The 21,365-nt window shown below is 50.1% G+C and carries 5 protein-coding genes; all 5 read left to right on the forward strand.

From position 1 onward, the window contains the following. Positions 1-23 precede the first annotated feature (23 nt). The 5 genes from OVA33_RS13150 to OVA33_RS13170 are packed head-to-tail and all read left to right on the forward strand — an operon-like array spanning position 24 to position 21,357. Positions 24-296 carry an acyl carrier protein gene (locus tag OVA33_RS13150; RefSeq protein ID WP_017418095.1) on the forward strand — a complete coding sequence of 91 codons (273 nt, stop codon included), beginning with the start codon at positions 24-26 and terminating at the stop codon, positions 294-296. Beyond that, entirely contained in the window at positions 293-1,657 is a 1,365-nt protein-coding gene (locus tag OVA33_RS13155) for a long-chain fatty acid--CoA ligase (RefSeq protein ID WP_014418316.1), read from the forward strand. Before OVA33_RS13150 ends, OVA33_RS13155 begins: the two co-directional genes overlap by 4 nt. 14 nt (positions 1,658-1,671) lie before the next feature. After that, positions 1,672-2,409, forward strand: coding sequence for an SDR family oxidoreductase (locus OVA33_RS13160; protein ID WP_014418315.1), 738 nt, complete (start codon positions 1,672-1,674; stop codon positions 2,407-2,409). A 39-nt stretch (positions 2,410-2,448) separates the two neighbouring features. Further along, positions 2,449-15,042 carry a type I polyketide synthase gene (locus OVA33_RS13165; RefSeq protein ID WP_128974103.1) on the forward strand — a complete coding sequence of 4,198 codons (12,594 nt, stop codon included), beginning with the start codon at positions 2,449-2,451 and terminating at the stop codon, positions 15,040-15,042. Between the two features lie 18 nt (positions 15,043-15,060). After that, positions 15,061-21,357 carry a type I polyketide synthase gene (locus OVA33_RS13170; protein ID WP_128974102.1) on the forward strand — a complete coding sequence of 2,099 codons (6,297 nt, stop codon included), beginning with the start codon at positions 15,061-15,063 and terminating at the stop codon, positions 21,355-21,357. Positions 21,358-21,365 lie beyond the last annotated feature (8 nt).

The following is a 21,365-nucleotide window of genomic DNA, read 5'->3' on the forward strand; positions in this document are numbered from 1 at the left end:
ATGAAGAATGGAGCTGAAAGCAAATGGAACAAACCAAGGAAATGAAGCAGATCATCGCTCAAATCATTCAGGACATTCAAGAACAGCAGTCATATCGGGCCGTCGAAGCGGGAGATGATGTGAGAGTCATAGAGGATCTGGGCTTCTCATCACTGGATATCGCTCAATTAGTCGCACAGATAGAGATGGAAACCGGAGTAGATCCTTTTTCCCAAGGAGAAACAATTTCCAGCATTACAACCGTCGGCAGCATTTGTGATATTTATCAAAAATATATGGACAGTGCTCAATCATGAAAACAGAAAGCGGGGGAGATATCAGCTGGGTGACTGATAAGCTTAGGGAAACGCAAGACAGTGAGTTTCTCATTTTTAAAGGGCAGACTTTTACGTATGATGATTTGCTGACACGAATCAGCTTTTTTCAGAAAGAACTTGAACAAAACGGAATACGTGAAGGAGAATGTGTGGCGCTTATCGGGGATTATTCCCCGAACGCCATTTTTTTGCTGATGGCGCTTTTGTTAAACCGAAATATCGTTGTCCCTCTCAGCAATGAATCAAGGGAAAAGCATCTCGATATGTTTGAAGACGCGAAAGTGAATCAAATCATTGAAATAAATGAAAATGACAGCTGGACGCTTCGTGAAGGTTCTGAAAGCGCCTCTCACCCTCTGCTTGATGACCTGCGCGAGAGAGGGGAGTCAGGCATTATTATTTTCACATCGGGAACCTCCGGCAAAAGCAAAGCATCCGTGTTAAGCGCCGGCCGGCTGCTTGAAAAATATAAAACGGCGAAGAGAAAACCGCTGCGTACGCTTATTTTTCTGAAATTGGATCATATAGGCGGCATTAATACGCTGTTTGCGATTCTGTTTAACGGGGGGACGATCGTCACATCAGACAGCAGAACGCCGGAGTCCGTTTATCAGGCGGTCGACAAACATGCTGTCCAAGTGCTCCCCGCCACCCCGACCTTTTTAAACATGCTGCTGATGTCCAAGGCGGATGCCGGCTATAACCTCTCTTCACTCCGGCTGATCACTTACGGCACAGAACCGATGCCCCAATCAACGCTGCGCGGCATCCACCGGCTGTTTCCGGATGTAAGGCTGAAACAAACATACGGATTAACTGAACTGGGTATATTCTCAACGAAATCAAAAGACAGCCAATCCACTTGGATGAAAGTGGGCGGTGCCGGAACAGAGACCAAAATTACCGGAGGCACGCTTTGGGTTCGTTCTGAGTCAGCGATGCTCGGCTATTTAAACGCACCGTCACCCTTCGATGAGGACGGCTGGTACGACACCGGTGACCAGGTGGAAACAGACGGCGAATATATAAGAATTCTCGGAAGAAAGAGTGAAATCATTAATGTGGGCGGAGAGAAAGTGTTTCCGGCAGAGGTGGAAAGCGTCTTTCTGGAGATACCGAATGTCCGGGATGTTCTCATAACGGGCAGAAAAAATCCGATTACGGGCGAGATTGTCGCGGCAGAGGCCGTGCTTGAAAAAGAGGAAGATATCAAATCTTTCAGAAAGCGGGCCGTAGCTCATTGCAGACAGAAGCTGCAGCCATATCAGATACCGCAGATCATCTCTGTTACAGATCGGAAACTGTCTAATGATCGATTTAAAAAAATAAGAAACGTGTAAAACAGGAGGCAAATATGAATAACGGAAAAGTAGCGGTCGTCAGCGGAGGAAGCCGGGGGCTGGGAAAAGCGATTGTACAGACGCTTTTGGATGAGGATTACAAAGTAGCCGCTTTCAGCCGCAGTGAATCTGATTTTATTAACACATTGAGAGAGAGTGAAAAGTACCGCGGCCGCTTTTATTGGGAAGCGGCGGATGCGGCGGATGCTGCCGCCATGAAACAGTTTGTTCTTCAAGTATACCGCAAGTTTTCCAGAATAGACGGCTTGGTCAATAACGCCGGTTTGAACCTTGATCAGCTTCTGCCCCTGACCAATGATGAAGACATTGACCGCATCCTCAATCTGAATATTGGTTCAGTCATCAAGCTGACCCGAAACGTTTCCCGTGTCATGCTGAAACAAAATTCCGGATCAATCGTTAACATAAGCTCCATTATCGGCTCAAGAGGATTTAAAGGCACTTCAGTCTACAGCGCATCCAAAGCGGCTCTTGACGGCTTGACGCGAAGCCTGGCCAGGGAGCTCGGGTCTAAAGGAATCCGTGTCAATTCACTTGCGCCCGGTTTTGTGGACACCGATATGACGAAAAATATGCCGGAAAAACAAAAATCGCAGATTATCAGAAGGACGCCGATGGGACGTTTAGGCGAAACAGACGATATGACCGGACTCGTTCGTTTCCTGCTTTCTCCTGAATCGTCCTTTATGACCGGACAGACAATTGCGATAGACGGCGGATTAACTTGTTAAAGCACAGAAAAATTCTTTTGTACAAGGGATGGTATCCTCATGAAATGTATTAACGAATTTTTAAGAACGGTAATAGCGCAAAAGCTGGGTGCCGAGGTGACCGAAGCAGAAGATAAAACCGCTTTTTTTACTCTTGGCGTGACGTCTCTCATCAGTGAAGAAATCATGACCATATTGCATAAAGAATTTACCGGCCTTTCTGAAACGCTGCTGTTTGAATATCCGAACATTGAGAAATTGAGTGAGTTTTTAAGTGCGCAGAAACGAAATCCCGAAAGCGTTCTTGAATTCAAAGAAACGGAGCCTGATACGGGAAGCCGGCAGGAAGAAGAATTGCTTCCTGTACAGGCGGCTGAAAAGGTGCCTGAACCGGGAACGGACGGCAGCTCTGATATTGCGGTTATCGGAATGAGCGGGATGTTTCCGAAAGCGGAAAACCAGCATGATTTTTGGACCAATTTAATAGAAAATAAAGATTGTGTCTCCGAAATCCCAGAGGATAGATGGGACAGCTCTTATTACTCGGAAGAGAAAACGGCAGAATACGCGTCATACAGTAAATGGGGAGGTTTTATTGATCATCCGGATCAATTTGACCCGCTGTTTTTTTCTGTTTCCCCGTGGGAAGCTGATTTAATGGACCCTCAGCAAAAATTGTATGTCACGTGCTGCTGGGAAGCAATGGAGGATGCCGGTTACGGGAACCCGGCGGCGAGGCCGACGGATCAAATCGGTGTATTCGCCGGAGTGACCTGGAATGAATATTCATTAATTGCACACGAAGAAGGTTTCCTCAAAGATCAGTACAAAGGCCCCGGCTCCTTATATTGGGGCATTCCGAACCGGGTTTCTTATTTCCTTGATCTCCATGGCCCGAGCATCGCTGTTGATACGGCGTGTTCTTCATCGCTTGTCGCCGTCCATCAGGCTTGTCAGGCCATTATGTCGGGCGACTGTGAAATGGCGCTGGCCGGAGGCGTCAACCTCAGCTTACATCCGCAAAAATACATGTTTTTAAGCCAATCGCATTTTCTGTCTTCTGAAGGAAAATGCCGCAGTTTCGGTGAAGGCGGAGACGGTTACGTGCCCGGCGAAGGCGCGGGAGCCGTTTTGTTAAAACCATTGAAAAAAGCGATTGCGGACAAAGACCACATCTACGGTGTCATTAAGGGGTCCGCCACTAATCACGGCGGCAAAACGACCGGGTATACGGTGCCGAATCCGGAAGCGCACCGGGACTTGATTTTATCCGCTCTAAACAGAGCCGCGGTAAGTCCGGCGGATATCAGCTACATTGAAGCTCACGGAACCGGCACGGCGCTCGGCGATCCGATTGAGATACGCGGCCTGTCTATGGCATTTGATAAACAGACCGATGAGAAAAATGACTGCGGAATCGGCTCGGTGAAATCCAATATCGGACATTTGGAAGCGGCTGCAGGGATCGCCGGTTTAATCAAGGTGCTTTTAAGCATGAAACATGAAACGCTTCCCGCCAGTCTGCACTCCGAGGAACTGAACCGCAAGATTTCTTTTTCTGATTCGCCATTTTATGTCGTCCGAAACAACCGGCCGTGGCCGGCTGAAGGAGATAAACCGAGAATCGCCGCAATCAGTTCATTCGGCGCAGGAGGCTCTAATGCCCATCTGATCGTAGGTGCTTATCAGCCAAAACGGCAAGCGGACAAGAATACTGAGCAAAAACCGCATGCTGTCGTATTAAGCGCACATTCCGAACAGCAGCTGAAAGAATATGCCGGGAAATTAAGCTCCTTTCTTGCCCGATTGGAAAACCTGCCTTCTGCCGGCGGATACACTCTGGAAAATATCGCTGCCACCCTATTGTCAGGCAGAGAGCCTTTCTCCTTCCGGCTTGCTGTCATTGCATCATCCCTTTCTGAGCTGAAACAGCGATTGGACGGATTTGTAAGCGGTCACAGAGACGAAAGGCATATGTACTTCGGAAAAGCGTCACCCGGGCGGCCGGACGTTTCAGGCCAATCCGTTTCAGATCCTGAGAAATTTGCCGCGCTGTGGGTGAAAGGTCTTCAAGGTTGCAAAAAGCCGGAAACGCCGTATCAGAAAGTTCCGCTTCCTACGTACCCGTTTTTAAAGGAAACGTCCTGGCTGACCGATCAAAAAAAGCGGTATACAAAAAAGCCCCAAAATACCAAAAGGCGTGAAGCGCTGCATCCTCTGCTTGATGAGAATATTTCATCCGCCCGGAAAGGGATGTTTCAAAAGATATTTTCCAAGGATGAATATTTCTTTAAAGATCATTTAGTGAACGAAAAATATGTGCTTCCCGGAGTCTGTCATCTGGAAATGGCGGCATACGGCGCGGGATTGTGGGGAGAACGCCCGGTCGTCTCTCTTCAAAGTGTGTGGTACATGGAGCCGATTGTGACAGGGACAGACCTAAGATCCGTCATGATAGAGTTTGAAGCGGAAAAAGAGCGTATAAGCTATGTCATTAAAGAAAAAGGAGCGGACGGCATCCTCTTTTCGCAAGGAGAAGTGATTTGTAAAGAAAAAGGAGCGTCTTTTGAGGCCCCGGCTTTTCAGCTCCCGGCGCCATTTGCGCAGAGAACGGAGCCGAAAGACATCTATCACTCGTTCTCTGAGGCGGGAATCGTGCAAAAGGACAGTTTTCAGGTCATCCGCGAATTCTCTTATACAGAAAGCAAAGCACTGGCCAAATTAACGCTCCCGTCACACTTGGAAGCCGATTTTAAACAGTACATCCTACATCCGTCCTTAATGGATGGCGCTGTTCAAACTGCAATGGCGCATGTGCTGCAATTTCAAAAAGAGCCTGCGCTTATCGTACCGTTTTCCTTCGGAGAAATACAGCTGCTTGAACCGTTAGCGAAAACCGTATTTGTGCATGCGGAGGTAAAAGCGGCCTCCGTTCACCAATTTGATCTGCATATTTGTGATGACCGCGGCGTGCTGCTGGCGGCAGTGAAAGATTTTATCATAAAAGAGGTGCAGGAAAGCGCTGGGTTTAACCAAAAAGCCGGCGTCACGCCGAAGAAAAGCCGTGAAACGGAATTGCTTATGACACCGGTTTGGAACACCGTCACCATTCCGGAAACCGGCATGTCTTTCATGCGTGAAGAAAAAATAATCGTCATCGGGGCCGGGCCGGATGTTCAGCAGGCTTTGAAAGAGATGTATTCCGATGTCCGTTTTCCGGACATCACTTCTTTGGACAGCGCGGAACAAATGGCTGAAACACTGAAAGCGCAAGGTTCTTTTCAACACATGATATGGGCGGCGCCGGATCATCCCATTCCATCCGTTTATGATGCGGATACGGCCGAGGGACAGGAGCACGGGGTCATGCAGCTTTTCCGGCTGATAAAAGCGCTTCTGTTTCTGAATTTTGACACGGAACAACTATCATTGACAATCTGCACGTTTCAAGCACAGCCGATTCATGAACATGATGAGGTCAATCCGAGTCATGCAAGCATACACGGATTAGCGGGATCGCTCGCAAAAGAATACACCAATTGGAGCATCCGGCTTCTTGATTTGGAATCTCAAAGGGGAGACCGGCATCTTCCCCATGTCTTCTCTTTACCGGCGGACCCCGAGGGAAATCCGTGGGTCTTTCGTGCAGGTCAGTGGCACAGACAGCAATTGGCCGTCTGCCGGCCTCATGCAGATGAGCCTTCATTATACCGGCACGGCGGGGTTTATGTGATTATCGGCGGAGCAGGCGGAATAGGAGAAGTATGGACTGAATATATGATTCAGACCTATCAGGCGAAAATTGTCTGGATCGGGAGACGGAAAAAAGATACACAGATTGAAAGAAAGCTGAAAAGACTTGCAGCTTTAGGTCCCGCACCGCAATATTTCAGCGCGGATGCCGCGGATTATGACTCTCTCAAACGGGCGTATGACACCATTGTGAAGGAAAATGGAAAGGTCCGCGGAATCATTCATTCCGCCATCGTGTTATCAGACCGAAGTTTTGCCAATATGGAAGAGGATCAGTTCCGCGCTTCACTTTCTGTAAAAACTGATGTGAGCTTGCAGATTGCCCGGGTAGCTGAAGGGGAACCCCTGGATTTCTTGCTGTTTTTCTCTTCGATGATGTCGTTTCAAAAAGCGCCGGGACAAAGCAATTATGCCGCCGGGTGCACGTTTAAAGACGCTTTTGCTAAGCGGATCTCCCAAAAAGCGCCGTATGCCGTAAAAGTTGTCAATTGGGGCTTTTGGGGAAGTGTCGGCGTTGTCGCTTCAGAACAATACCGGAAACGGATGGAACGGGACGGAATCGCTTCTATTGAGGCGCCCGAAGCGATGAAAACGCTGGAAACCCTGCTTTCCGGACCTCATAACCAGTTGGCGCTGATTAAAACGACAGATCCGCTTTTTATGAAGGACAATCTGAAAGAACAAGTAACGGTTTATCCGGAAAAGATTCCTTCCGCACTCGGACAATTAGCGGTTAACATCACGCAGAATGACGAAGCTGAGCGGTTAAAAGCATCAAGTGTCATGAGCTGCATGAGAGATATGGAATCCCTTATTGAAAAAATGCTTGTATCAACCCTTTATGAGATGGGAGCCGGGCTTGACCAGGCTTTGCCGTTATTTCAATCGGCTGCCGGCATAACGGAACAATACAGCAGATGGCTGAAAGAGAGCTTTGTCCTCCTGAATACATTAGCGCTTGCTCCGGAAAAAACGGATTTAGGGCAGGTGTGGGAGGAATGGGAGCGGAAAAAAGAGACTTGGCTGCGCCAGAAAGACATGAGGGCGCATGTCAGATTGGCAGAAGAGACATTGCGTGTGCTTCCAGACATTTTAACCGGTAAGCTTCCGGCAACGGAAGTGATGTTCCCTGACTCCTCCTTCCGTCTTGTGGAAGGCATTTACCGCAATAATATCATTTCTGATTTTTTCAATGACAAGCTTGCTGACACATTGATTGCAGTTCTGCGGGAACGTCTGGAAAAAGACCCGCAGGCGAAAATCCGCATTTTAGAAATCGGAGCCGGAACGGGCGGGACGAGCGCCGCGGTCATGAGAAAATTGAAACCGTATGAAGCGCATATTGCCGAATATTGTTTCACGGATATTTCTAAAGCATTTCTTTTACATGCAGAAGACATATTCGGTCCGGAATATCCTTATGTCACTTATAAAATATTCAACGCTGAGCAGCCGGTATCAACAGAAGCGCCGGACATCGGCACGTATGACGCAGTGATCGCGACCAATGTGCTTCATGCGACAAAAAATATCCGCTCTGCGCTGCGCCATGCGAAAGCAATGCTGCAAAAAAACGGCCAGCTGTTTTTAAATGAGATCAACAGCCGCACCATATTCAACCATGTGACGTTCGGCCTTCTTGAAGGCTGGTGGCTGTATGAGGATCATGATTTACGGATTCCGGGCTGTCCGGGGGTTGAGCCGGCCGGCTGGGCGGAAGCGCTTTCGCTTGAAGGGTTCGTCCATCCTCTGTTTCCAGCTGAAGCCGCACACGACTTAGGCCAGCAGATTATAGCGGCTGAAAGTGACGGAACGGTCAGGCTTGCCCTCCCGCAGGCGTCAGAAGAGAAGCTGGAGCGCCGTCCGTATGACGCAGATGGTCTTTCGGATGATACCTTGCATTTCAGCCTGAGAGAAAAAAGCGTTGAACTGATGAAGAAGGTAATCGGTGAAGCGCTTAAAGTGCCGGCGCATCGTCTTTTATCCCATGAACCTTTAACCGCATACGGATTGGATTCCATACTGGTCGTCAGACTGACCAACGCGTTAAAAGACGTCTTCGGTTCTGTCAGCAGCACTTTGTTTTTTGAATATCAAACCATTGATGAGCTTGCTGATTACTTTCTGTCTTCCCGTAAAGAAGCGCTCGAGCGGCAATTCGGGAATGGACGGACTCATCCCGAAAACGCCGGACGGGTGCAGGCTCCCGCAGAAAGCGCCGCGCCGATTCCAAACGTAAGAGAACGGGGCATCACATATCTGACGGAATTAATAGGAAAAACGCTGAAGATTCCGAGCGGGAGAATGGATCCGTCGGTTTCCTTAACCGCATACGGTTTGGATTCTATTCTGGTCGTCAGGCTCACGAATGCTTTTCGTAACGTGTTTGACCAAATGACCAGCACCCTCTTTTTTGAATATCAGACGATAGAAGAAATTGCGGATTACCTGCTTCTTTCTCAGCGGGGAGCATTTATGAAAGCGATGGGTGTGCGTGAGGAGCAGCTGTCTGATCACACAGATAATCTGAATGTAAAACAAAACAAGATTCCTCAAAACGAGGAAGGCAGCAGGACGAACGGAGATCCCTATATCCGGGATATCGCTGTCATCGGTTTGTCAGGCCGGTATCCGGGCGCCGATCACGTTAATGAGCTGTGGGAAAATGTAAAAGCCGGCAGGCATTCTATTACTGAAGTGCCGAAAGATCGCTGGGACTGGAAAACGTTTTATAACGAGGAACGCGGAAAATGGGGGTCCATTTATTCAAAATGGGGCGGTTTTCTCGATGACATTGATACATTTGATCCGCTGTTTTTCCGTATATCTCCCGCGGAAGCTGAAAGGATGGATCCGCAGGAAAGATTGTTTCTGCAGACTGCTTATTCAAGCATTGAAGATGCGGGGTACACCCCGGCCGCGCTTTGTGACAGCCGCAAAATCGGAGTCTTTGTCGGTGTGATGAACAGCAATTACCCGACAGTTCCCAGCGACTGGTCTATCGCAAACAGAGTATCATTTTTGTTCAATTTCCAAGGGCCGAGTATGGCTGTGGATACAGCATGCTCTTCTTCTTTAACAGCTGTCCATCTCGCCGCAGAAAGCTTGCGGAGCGGAATGAGTGAAACAGCGATTGCCGGCGGAGTCAATCTTATCGTTGATCCGGCCCACTATGAGCGGCTGTCCGCTTTTTCAATGCTGTCTCCCGGTGATAAATGCAAATCTTTCGGAGACGGTGCGGACGGTTTTGTTGACGGTGAAGGAGTAGGGGCGATTGTGTTAAAGCCGCTTGCTCAAGCGGAGAAAGACGGCGATCATATTTACGGCGTTATCAAAGGAAGCATGCTGAACGCAGCAGGCAGGACAAACGCTTATATGGTGCCGAATCCGAAAGCGCAGTTTGATCTGATCGCAGAGACATTGAAACGGACAGACATTCACCCGAGAACGGTCAGTTACTTGGAAGCGCACGGAACGGGCACTGCGCTCGGTGATCCGATTGAAATCGACGGGTTAACGAAAGCTTTTCGCCTGACAACAGAAGACCGGCAGTTTTGTTCCATCGGTTCCATTAAATCAAATATCGGACATTTAGAAAGCGCTGCGGGGATTGCGGGGATCACCAAACTGCTTTTGCAATTGAAACATAAGAGGATTGCCCCTTCATTGCATGCGGCGGAATTGAATCCGAATATTGAGTTTGAGCACACTCCGTTTTTCGTACAGCAAAAAGAAACGGAATGGAAACGACCTGTCTTGAATATCACGGGTGAAATGAAGGAATATCCGAGAATTGCCGGCATTTCCTCGTTTGGAGCAGGAGGTTCAAACGCGCATGTCATCATTCAGGAATATGTGCCGTCTGACAGCCTGAAACCAATGGAAACCGCAGCTGTTTCTCCGCAAAAACCGGCTGTTATTATTTTATCAGCGCGAAATGAGCACCAATTGACAGAGCGCGCCCGCCAGCTTCTGGATGATGTTATAAGAAAAAAACGTTCTGACGGGGATTTGGCCAAGATCGCTTACACGCTTCAGGCGGGAAGAGAACCGATGGCTGAGCGGCTTGCATTTACGGCCGAGTCGATAGAAGAACTGAAAATGAAGCTTATGAGTTTCTCAAACGATCATAATATCGACCATGCTCATATCTGGCGGGGCAGGACAGCCAAACATCATTCATTGGCGGCTTCGCTCACTTCTGATGAAGATATGGCGCTTACCATAAATGCCTGGCTGAAAAAAGGGAAATACGGAAAGCTGCTTGACCTTTGGGTTAAAGGACTTGACGTCGATTGGTCAGTTCTTTATCAGCGCAGCCCGGGCCGCATCAGTCTCCCGGCCTACCCTTTTGCCAAAGACCGATATTGGGTCACAAAAGCTGATGTGTCACTTGACAAAACAGGCTCAGCGGAAAGTGAGAAAGCAGCCAGACTTCACCCGCTGCTCCACGCGAATACATCGACCTTTACCGCCCAGCGTTTTACTTCTGTTTTTTCAGGGCATGAACCGTTTTTTGCCGATCATATCGTCAATGGAAAACCGGTGCTTCCGGGCGCAGCTGCTTTAGAAATGGCCCGGGCCGCCGTTACACTTGCCGCTGAAGACTTGCCCGGCGGGAAAACGGGTGTCCGGCTCAAACAGATTGTTTGGCTCCGGCCGGTGACGGCGCTTTCTGAAGGAGTGACGCTTCATGTAAGACTTCAGCCGGAAGAAAACGGAGACATCGCTTTTGAAGCGTATGCCGAAGGGGAAGAGCCGCTTGTCTTTTTCCAGGGAAAGGCCGTGCTCGAAGAGACGGAGCGTGCTCCTGTTCTCGATGTGGAAGCGGTTCAGGCGCGCTGCGGCGGCCGGCGCATGTCAAAGGCTGAGTGTTATGAAGCGTTCGACAGCCTCGGCATCACCTACGGACCGTCGCATCAGGCGCTTGACGCCGTCTATGCCGGAAACGGAGAAGTGCTCGCGAAGCTCACTCTTCCGCCGTCCGCCCGCGAGGAAAAGGAGCCGTTCATCCTGCATCCGAGCATGCTGGACGCCGCCCTTCAGGCTTCTATCGGTCTCGTGCTCTCGGACGGTTCCGCGTCCGGACGGCCGTTTCTGCCGTTTGCCCTCCAGGATATGCAGGTGTTTTCTGCGTGCCGGGAGACGATGTGGGCGGTGCTTTCCTCAGCGGAAGGCGCCTATCATATTGAGCTGTGTGACGAAAACGGCGCGGTATGTGTCCGATTGACGGGACTCACCGCCCGTTTTCTGGAAGAGGACACGGAGGAAAAACCGCTCTTGCTTCAGCCAAAGTGGCAGGAATCACCGCCGGGTGAGGGAGGCGGACAAGAAGAGTCTTTCAGATACGTGACGCTGTATGGCGGAATGAATGCTGAGGACATAAGCGGCGCCGTATGTGCGGCTGACGGCGAAGGACCGATTGAAGACCGTTATGACGCCTGCGCGGCGGAGCTGTCAGCGATCGTCACGCGTCTTATCAGAGAAAAACAGAAGGGAAAAACGCTGATCCAGCTTCTTGTCCCCGACAGGGGGGAAGACAATGTATTGGCGGGGCTGGCCGCTTTTCTGAAAACGGCTCACCTTGAACATCCGAAGCTGTACGGCCAAGTCATCCAAGCCGATCCGGACGAGTCAGCATCATCGCTTCTTGCTAAGCTGAACGAAAATCGGGCGCATCCTGAACAAGCGGAAATCCGTTATGAAAACGGCAAACGTCTCGTCAGAAACTGGCGTCATCTGCCGGCCCCTCAAAGCGGTACCGTTCCGTGGAAAGACGAAGGGGTCTACCTCCTCACCGGGGGAGCGGGCGGCATCGGACTGATTTTCGCTGAAGAAATAGCCTCCCGCGTCAAAAACGCCGTCCTCGTTTTAACGGGGAGGACGGAAGCGCTTGATGAAGACCGCTCCGCCCGCTTACGGCGCTTGGAAGTGTCGGGTGCCCGCGTATTTTATAAACCGGTTGACGTGACAGACAGGGCGGCGGTCACCGCCCTCGTCCGCGGCATACAGGAGGAGCACGGAACACTCGACGGGATCATTCACGGGGCCGGCGTGATCGCCGACAATTACATTCTGAACCAGACAGAAAACGAACGGAAGACCGTCATGGCGCCGAAGGTGAAAGGGCTTATCAATCTTGATGAAGCAGCGAAAGATGTGCGGCTGGACTTTTTCATCCTGTTTTCTTCCTTGGCGGGAGGCATGGGAAATCCGGGGCAGGCCGGTTATGCGGCAGCCAACGCATTTATGGATGTTTATGCAGCCCGCCGAAACCGTCTCGTGCGGGACAACAAGCGGAGCGGGCAGACCCTGTCCGTTAACTGGCCGCTTTGGGAAGAAGGCGGTATGCGCGTGGACAAAGAGACAGAGCTTCTGATGTATGAACAGACCGGAATGAAAGCCATGCGATCGGCCTCAGGCATCCAAGCGCTTTACGCCGCTTTTGCCTCCGGAGAACACCAGGTCATGGTGGCAGAAGGCAACGAAAAACGGATTCGAAAAAACCTGATGCCTGAAGCGCCGGAACCGTCCCGTAGCATTCATGTGTCAAGGAAGACGCACGTCCATCTGCCGAATAAAGTACAAGCAGAACTCAAACATATGATATCAGGCATTCTGAAGGTGAAAGAAGACGAGATAGATGCTGAATCAGAGATGAGAGATTATGGCTTTGATTCGGTTTCATTCACGCAGTTTGCAAATGAACTAAATAAAACGTATGGGCTTGAACTGACACCGGCCGTGTTTTTTGAATACCCGACAGTCTTTAGTTTTGCCCAATACTTGCTGACGGAACATCCGGATACATTCGGCTCACAGGCAGAAACAGAAACGGAGAAACCGGTTGTGCGTAAAAAAATGAAGACGGAGCCATTCTCGATTCCGTCCCGCCTTCCTAAAACAAAAACCGCAGCTGCACCTGAGCCCGTGGCGATAATCGGAATCAGCTGTGCATTTCCAATGGCTGAAAATCCGGAAATGTTTTGGGAGAATTTAGCCGGAGAAAAGGACTGCATTTCTGAAATACCGCCGGAACGCTGGGACTGGAGACAGTATTACGGAGATCCGCAGAAAGATAAAAATGCGAGCAATGTAAAGTGGGGCGGCTTCATTGATGAAACCGCTCAATTTGATCCTTTATTTTTCGGTATTTCTCCGCATGAAGCCGAAATGATGGATCCTCAGCAAAGACTTTTAATGATGCATGTATGGAAAGCGATTGAAGATGCCGGCTGCTCTGCCAAAAGCCTCTCAGGTACAAATACAGGCATTTTTGCAGGCACGACAAACAGCGGTTACGCCCAGGAAGCTTCAAAGTTCCATATAGAGATTGAGGGTTCTTCCGCCGCCGGAACGGTTCCGTCAATCGGTCCGAACCGCATGAGCTATTTTCTGAATATACATGGGCCGAGCGAACCGATTGAAACCGCCTGTTCAAGCTCATTGGTCGCTGTTCACCGTGCGGTCAGGGCAATTCAGGCCGGAGACTGCGGCATCGCGATTGCAGGAGGCGTCAATGCCATTGTGTCGCCGGATATGCATATCAGCTTTAATAAAGCGGGAATGCTCAGTGAAGACGGGCGCTGCAAAACATTTTCCGATCAAGCGGACGGGTATGTCAGAGCTGAAGGTGCCGGCATGATTGTTTTGAAAACATTATCCGCTGCGGAACGTGACGGCGACCGTATTTATGCCGTTATTCGCGGAACGGCGGAAAATCATGGCGGACGGGCGGCTTCCCTTACATCGCCGAATCCGAAAGCACAGACAGAAGTCATGATAAAAGCGTATCAGCAAGCGAACATCGACCCCCGTACAGTGAGTTATATTGAAGCCCACGGCACGGGAACGGCGCTCGGAGATCCGATAGAAATCAACGGACTCAAAGCGGCTTTTGCAGCGCTTTATCAGAAAGCCGGAGTAACGGCGCCCGATCAGCCTCATTGCGGCCTCGGTTCCGTCAAAACGAATATCGGCCACACAGAGCTTGCCGCCGGCATGGCCGGGCTTTTAAAAATTATTTTGCAGATGCAGCACAAAACGCTCGTTAAAAGTCTGCATTGTGAAACCGTTAATCCATATATCAGCCTCGACGGCAGCCCGTTTTATTTCGTCCGCGACACTCAGCCGTGGAAAGCGGCGACTGATGATAGCGGAAATGAACTGCCGCGGAGAGCGGGTGTCAGCTCGTTCGGATTTGGCGGTGTCAATGCTCATGTCGTGCTCGAAGAATATGTTTCTCCTGTTGAAGAGAAACAATGGACGTCCGGTGAACTTCAGCCGTCCTTATTCATTCTCTCGGCAAAGACGGCGGAACAGCTGAAGGAACGTGCGGAACAGCTGCGCAGATATTTGGAAAAGTCACATTCAGCTGACGGAGATCTTGCGGGTATCGCTTATACGCTTCAGCTTGGCCGGGATGAAATGGAAGAGCGCCTTGCCGTCATTGCTGAAACAAAAGAAGAGCTTACGAACGCGCTGAATGATTTCCTCAGCGGCAAGGAGACGGGGCAGAATTTCTTTACAGGCCGGAACAAAGCGATGAAACAGCTGTTTACAGAGATGACGGACAACGCAGAAATGAGCGGGACCGTAGATCAATGGATGGAAGCAGGAAAGTATGCAATGCTTGCAAAATTATGGGTGCAAGGTTTACATGTCGACTGGAATAAATTATATCCGGACGAAAGGCCAAAAAAAGTCAGCCTGCCCGTCTATCCTTTTGCGAAAACACATTGCTGGATACCGCACAGAGCGCAGCATATAAGGCACCGGGAGACTTATGAGACTGATACGTCCCCGCTTGAGACTTATGAGCGCCTGCTTGATGAATTGGAGAAAAACGAAATAAGCATAGAAGCCGCTGTAAAAAGAACGATCGGTTTTTACAGGGATTAGCGTAATGGAGGAAACCATATGAAAGAGTTTCTGCACCGGGTTTTTTCTGACGTCAAAAATAAAAAAATGACAAAACAGGATGCGATCGGCATTTTGCGCGATTATGATATGCGGATGGGACTTCGCCAAGCGGATTCCCTTCATCCGCTTGCTCAGCAGCATATTTTCGATGAAACGGGACAGGGATTCTCGGCAGCTTTCAGCGGCCGGGAATTTTTTCTCGCTGATGTTTCTTTACAGCATAAAAAGCTTATGCCCGGAGAACTTCTTTTGGAAATGGCGAGAGCTGCGGCTGTTTTGACAGTAAAGGAGACTGCGGCTGTCCGGCTGACGCATATCGTGTGGTCAAAGCCCATTTTGACTGAGGCTGAGCCGTTCCATATCGAGATCAGGCTGATACCCGCAGAGGGTGAAGCCAAAAGGTTTGAGATTTATAATGCATTTTCTGCTGATTCCAGTCATTATGATGTGTACAGCCAAGGGACGATTCAGCCAGTTGATGCTGTGCCCGGCATGCTGGATATCAGCCGCTTGAAGGAAAACAGCGGTTCCCTGATGGATAAGCAGCAAATTGAAGCCATCACTCAGAACGATACCGTTCAATACAGTGAGCACATGAAAGGAATTGAGCGTATTTACGCCTCAGCAGGACGGATGCTGGCAGACATTTCAATTCCGTTGACAAACCAAAAAGAATCCGCCCGATTCGGCCTCCCTCCCTGTGTGATGCAAAGTGTGACAGAGGCATGCGCGCTGCTTGGCGGCAAAGAATATAAAACGCTCGCCCCGGTTTCATTGGACGAGCTTTTGTTTTATGAATCTTGTCCTGACAAGGTATGGGCCGAGATACAAGAGAAGGCGGGGAGCTTTTATATTGATTTATGTGACGAAGAAGGAAAAATATGGGCTTCCCTGTCGGGGTTGAAGCTGCAGCCTGTCATCAAGACGGGCGCTCCCGGAAAAACCAATGCCGAACACCGCAGTGAACGTTTGTATGAACAAACGCTTCTTCAGCTCAAAACGCTTTTTGCCCTGACTACAAAAATTACTGTTTCCAACATAGATACTGAAGAGCCGCTGGAAACCTACGGAATCGACTCAGTCACTGTGACGAAATTGAATCGCGAATTGTCTCTGCTTTTCGGTGACCTTTCCAAAACGGTTTTTTACGAATATAAGACACTGGGCTCCCTGGCAGCTCACTTTGTCACGGATTATCCAAAAGAATGCCGAAAATGGACAAATGATGATGAGCACCGTTCAGGCGTATCAGAACAGGTTTTGGCAAATGAAGATTTTCCGGTGCTTCCGTCGTTTATCAAGCGAAAGAAACGGCCTTCTTTTTCCAATGAGAACCAGACAAAAGAAAGGATTGCGATTATCGGAGTCAGCGGACGTTATCCGCAAGCTGAAACACTTGAAGCGTACTGGGATAACTTAGCAGCCGGAAAAGACTGTGTGACGGAAATTCCCGAAGAGCGCTGGGAAAAGGACAAGTACTACAACCCTGATCCCGAAGCGGCCGTGAAAGAAGGGAAAAGTTACAGTAAGCGGGGCGGGTTTCTGAAAGATGCCGCTTTCTTTGATCCGCTGTTTTTTCAAATTTCACCCCGTGATGCTTTGAATATGGACCCGCAGGAGCGTCTCTTTATTGAAATGTGCTGGCAGGTGATGGAGGATGCCGGTTATACGAAGGAACAGCTTGAGAATCTGTATAACGGCCGGGTCGGCGTTTTTGCGGGCATTACGAAAAACGGGTACGGAATGTACTGGAAAAACGGCGGCACCCTGCAGCCGAAAACGTCGTTCAGTTCAGCGGCCAACAGAGTTTCCTATTTTCTTAATCTGAAAGGGCCGAGCATGCCGGTCGACACGATGTGCTCGTCTTCGCTGACTGCAATTCATGAAGCGTGTGAAAACATCCTTCGCGGCGAATGTGACATGGCGATTGCCGGCGGTGTGAATGTGTATACGCATCCTTCGGCTTATGCGGAGCTCAGCGCCTATCGAATGCTTTCAAAAGACGGAACGTGTAAAAGTTTCGGTGAAGGCGGGGACGGATTTGTTCCCGGGGAAGGCGTCGGGGCCGTGCTGTTAAAGCCGCTGTCAAAAGCGATAGCTGATAAGGACCGTATTTACGGGGTGATTCGCGGCACTCATATCAATCACGGCGGCAGAACAAACGGGTATACAGTGCCGAGTCCGAGCGCCCAGGCTGACGTGATTTCCGGCGCGCTTGAAAAATCAGGAATACATCCGCGGATGATCAGCTGTATCGAAGCCCACGGCACGGGCACTGAACTCGGAGATCCGATCGAAATTGACGGTTTGACCCGCGCATTTCAAACGAAAACGTCAGATAAAGGCTTTTGCGCCATCAGCTCAGTTAAATCCAATATCGGGCATTTGGAAGCGGCGGCAGGCATTGCCGGTGTAACGAAACTGCTGCTCCAGTTTCAAAAACGAAAGCTTGCCCCCTCATTACATTGCCGAAAATTGAATCCGAATATTGCATTTGACCGGACGCCGTTTGTGGTGCAGCGTGAATTGGCAGACTGGAAGCGGCCGGTCATTGAGGAAAACGGAGCGCAAAAGGAGATTCCGAGAATCGCGGGAATCTCTTCTTTTGGCGCGGGCGGGGCAAATGCCCACATATTGATAGAAGAATATATTGAACCTGATAGGGAGATTTCTGAGCCATTCACAGATGAAGATCCCGCAGTCATTTTATTATCCGCCAAACAGGAGGCCAGCCTGAAGCAGCGGGCGCAGCAGCTTCTTCAAGCGATCAGAAAAAATGACGTCACAGACCGCAGCCTCCGGGATGCGGCTTACACCCTTCAAACCGGAAGAGAAGCGATGGAAGAACGTGCGGCATTTATTGTGACGTCGACAGAGCAGTTAGCGGAAAAACTGCAGCGTTTTATTGACGGCGGGACAGACGGCTGCTTCAGAGGGAAAAGCAAACAGTATAAAGACATTCTAGCCGTTTTTAAGGATGAAGATATGCAGGACGCCGTCCGTAAATGGATGAAACGAAAAAAATTCGCGAAGCTTCTGGAACTTTGGGTAAAAGGGCTGAAGATTGATTGGTCAGAGCTTTATAACGGCAGCCTGCCGAACCGCATCAGCCTTCCCGGTTATCCATTTATAAAGGATCGGTATTGGCCGGACGATGCAGCCCCGGACAATGTTCGCGGTGCTGAAACACATTCTGAAACATTGCGTGAAACCCGCTTTTTACAGAAAAGCTGGGCAGAAAGCAGCAGTGTTCCGGTTAAGGAAGTGCCGGGCGTCATCGGAATAGCCGCCGATCACCAGACAGGCAATTTGGCCGTTGAGCTGTCCCGTTATTTCCCCGAGTCTGAAATCATTGACGCTGCGTCACCGGAAATATCCGGGGACGCGGCCCGGTTTGGCGGTCTGATTGATGTGACGGGATGCGGGACGGAAATCAATCATGATGACAGCTGGATTCATCGTCTGCAGTCTCTCATTGACAACAGAAACCGCGGCCGAAAGCTTCAGCTGCTTTGTGTGACAAAGGGGCTTGAGCCTTTTGCAAATGAAACGATAAATCTCTCAGGTGCAAAAAAGGCCGGATTGTACCGGATGCTCCAAAGTGAGTATAAGGATATTCGCTCGCGGCATATGGATGCAGAACGGACTGCCGAAGATCCTGAGCTGGCAAACCAGATCGCAGAGGAGTTTTTTCGCGATTCTGAAGACATCGAAGTGTGTTACCAAAACGGTGTGCGCTATCACGCGCGGTTAAAGGAAACAAACAGCTTAGCAGAAAAAGAATTTTCATTTCCGAAAGACCATGTGCTTTGGATCACCGGAGGGACCCGGGGACTCGGATATTTATTCGCCCGGCATTTTGCCGAACGTTATGGAGTCACGAAACTCGTGCTTACCGGAAAAGAAACAATGCCTCCGAAAGCGGAGTGGGATGATCATGTCAAACGGAATTCCCCGTTTTCCGATAAAGTGAGAAGAATCAGAGAGCTCGAACAAAAAGGTGTCCGAACGGAAGTGCTGTCTGTATCTTCCGGCCCTGAATATGAGCAGGCCGTCAGCCGGGTGAAAGAGAAGATGGGGCCGATAGGAGGCGTGATACACGCGGCGGGAGCCGTAGATCTCGATCATCCGGCCTTTATCCGCAAAACAAGAGAACAGATGATGACCGTGCTTGAGCCTAAAACAGACGGACTGGACCTTTTGTATCAAGCGCTGCACAAGGAGCCTCTCCGGTTTTTTGCGCTGTTTTCTTCAGTGTCCGGCGTGATGCCGGAATTAGGAGCGGGACAAAGCGATTATGCCATGGCTAACGCCTATATGGATTATTTTGCGGCCGCAAAAGGTTTTCCGGTGCTGAGCATCCAATGGCCGAGCTGGAAAGAAACGGGTATGGGCGAATCAAAAAGCCGGGCCTATCTGAAAAGCGGTTTAAAGAGCATCACTGACAGAGAAGGGCTGAGCCTGTTTGATGCCATTATGGCAGGCGATTGCGGGTCTGTTATTATGCCGGCCGTCATTCACCCGGAAAAATGGGAGCCTGGCCGTCTGCTGCTTTCATCCGGCCTTACCGAAACAAAGAAGCAGGAACAGGCCGATACAGAAAGCGTTGAGGAGTGGCTGACGGGCATTTGCTGCCGGGAATTAAGACTGGAGCCGTCAAGATTTGAATCTGATACACCGTTTCAAGATTACGGAGCCGATTCCATCATGCTTGCCCAAGTGTCCAGAGCGATCGGAAAGAGGATCAAAGCTGACCTTGACCCGGCGGTGCTGTATGAATACCCTACGGTTGCTGCGCTGGCCGGATGGCTTGAAACAGCATATCCGGAAATCAAAGCTGCCGTTTCAAAACCGGTTCAGCCTGTAATCCCGGACGTTCCCAAACAAACGGCAGCCGCTGTCATTCAGCCTTCTGGCGGTGCAGCGGCGCAAGATATCGCTGTTGTCGGAATGTCCTGCCGTTTTCCGGGAGCTGAATCAATTGAAGCTTATTGGAAGCTGCTGTCTGAAGGAACGTCAGCCATTCAAAGGGTGCCGAAAGAGCGCTGGAAAACGGAGAAGGCGGATTATGCGGGCCTTTTAAAAAATGTAACGCATTTTGACCCGGAGTTTTTCCTTATTCCCGAAGAAGACATCAAGGCAATGGATATCCAGTCCTTTCTTTTATTAGAAGAGGCGCTTCATCTGTTCAGAGACAGCGGTTACTCGTTACAAGAAATGAAAGGCAGGTCAGCCGGTGTCTATTTAGGAGGACGCGGGGGCAGTATGCCTGACGAAAACCGTCTGAAGCATGCAAAAAATCCGATAGTCGCCGCCGGCCCGAATTACTTAGCGGCCAATCTTTCTCAGTTCTTTGATTTGAAGGGGCCGAGTCTTGTTTTGGATACGGCCTGTTCTTCAGCGCTTGTCGGTATGAATATGGCGATACAGGCGCTTTCTTGCGGTGAAATCGACTCAGCGGTGGTCGGGGGAGTCAGTCTGCTGGAATCCGGTCAAACCCACCGGATGTTCGAACTCCGCAATTTGTTAAGTGAAGAGCCTGCGTTTCATATTTTTGACCGCCGCACCGGCGGCATCGTATTGGGAGAAGGCGTCGGAATGGTGTATTTAAAAACAGCGGCCCAGGCTGTAAAAGACGGGGACCGGATTCATGCGGTCATTAAAGGCATTTCCGTAAACAATGACGGCAGAACCGCGGGGCCTGCCACACCGAATATACAGGCGCAGAAAGAAGTGATGGCCAAGGCGCTTGCCAAAAGCGGCAGAAAAGCGGAGGATATCAGCTACATTGAAGCAAACGGTTCTGGCTCTGAAGTAACGGATCTTTTGGAGCTGAGGGCGATTGAAGCGGTATACCGTATGCAAAACAGCGCGCCTTGCGAATTGGGGTCGATGAAGCCGAATATCGGACACCCGTTATGTGCTGAAGGGATTGCCGGTTTCATTAAAACAGTGCTTATGCTCTCGCGCCGAAAACGTGTGCCTTTCCTTTCCGGCAAAGAGCCGATGACGCATTACGATCTGTCCGCCTCGCCGTTTTATTTTTCGCACGCGCTGCGTGAATGGACGGATTCACCGCGGATTGCCGCCGTCAGCAGCTTCGCTGACGGAGGGACGAATGCCCATGTCATAGTGGAAGCCTGGGAGCAAGAGGCGTATACCCCGGTCAGAAAGCCTTTGCCGAGACAGGAATTAAAACGCCGGCCCATTCGTCCGGACAAAGCTGAAAGCCTGCATGAAAACGCACATAAGTCCCGTCCGAATACGTTTTGGAAACAAATGAAGACTTACTGATTGCGCTG

It is taken from the genome of Bacillus sp. KICET-1, from assembly GCF_027721405.1.
GTDB classification, from domain to species: domain Bacteria; phylum Bacillota; class Bacilli; order Bacillales; family Bacillaceae; genus Bacillus; species Bacillus velezensis.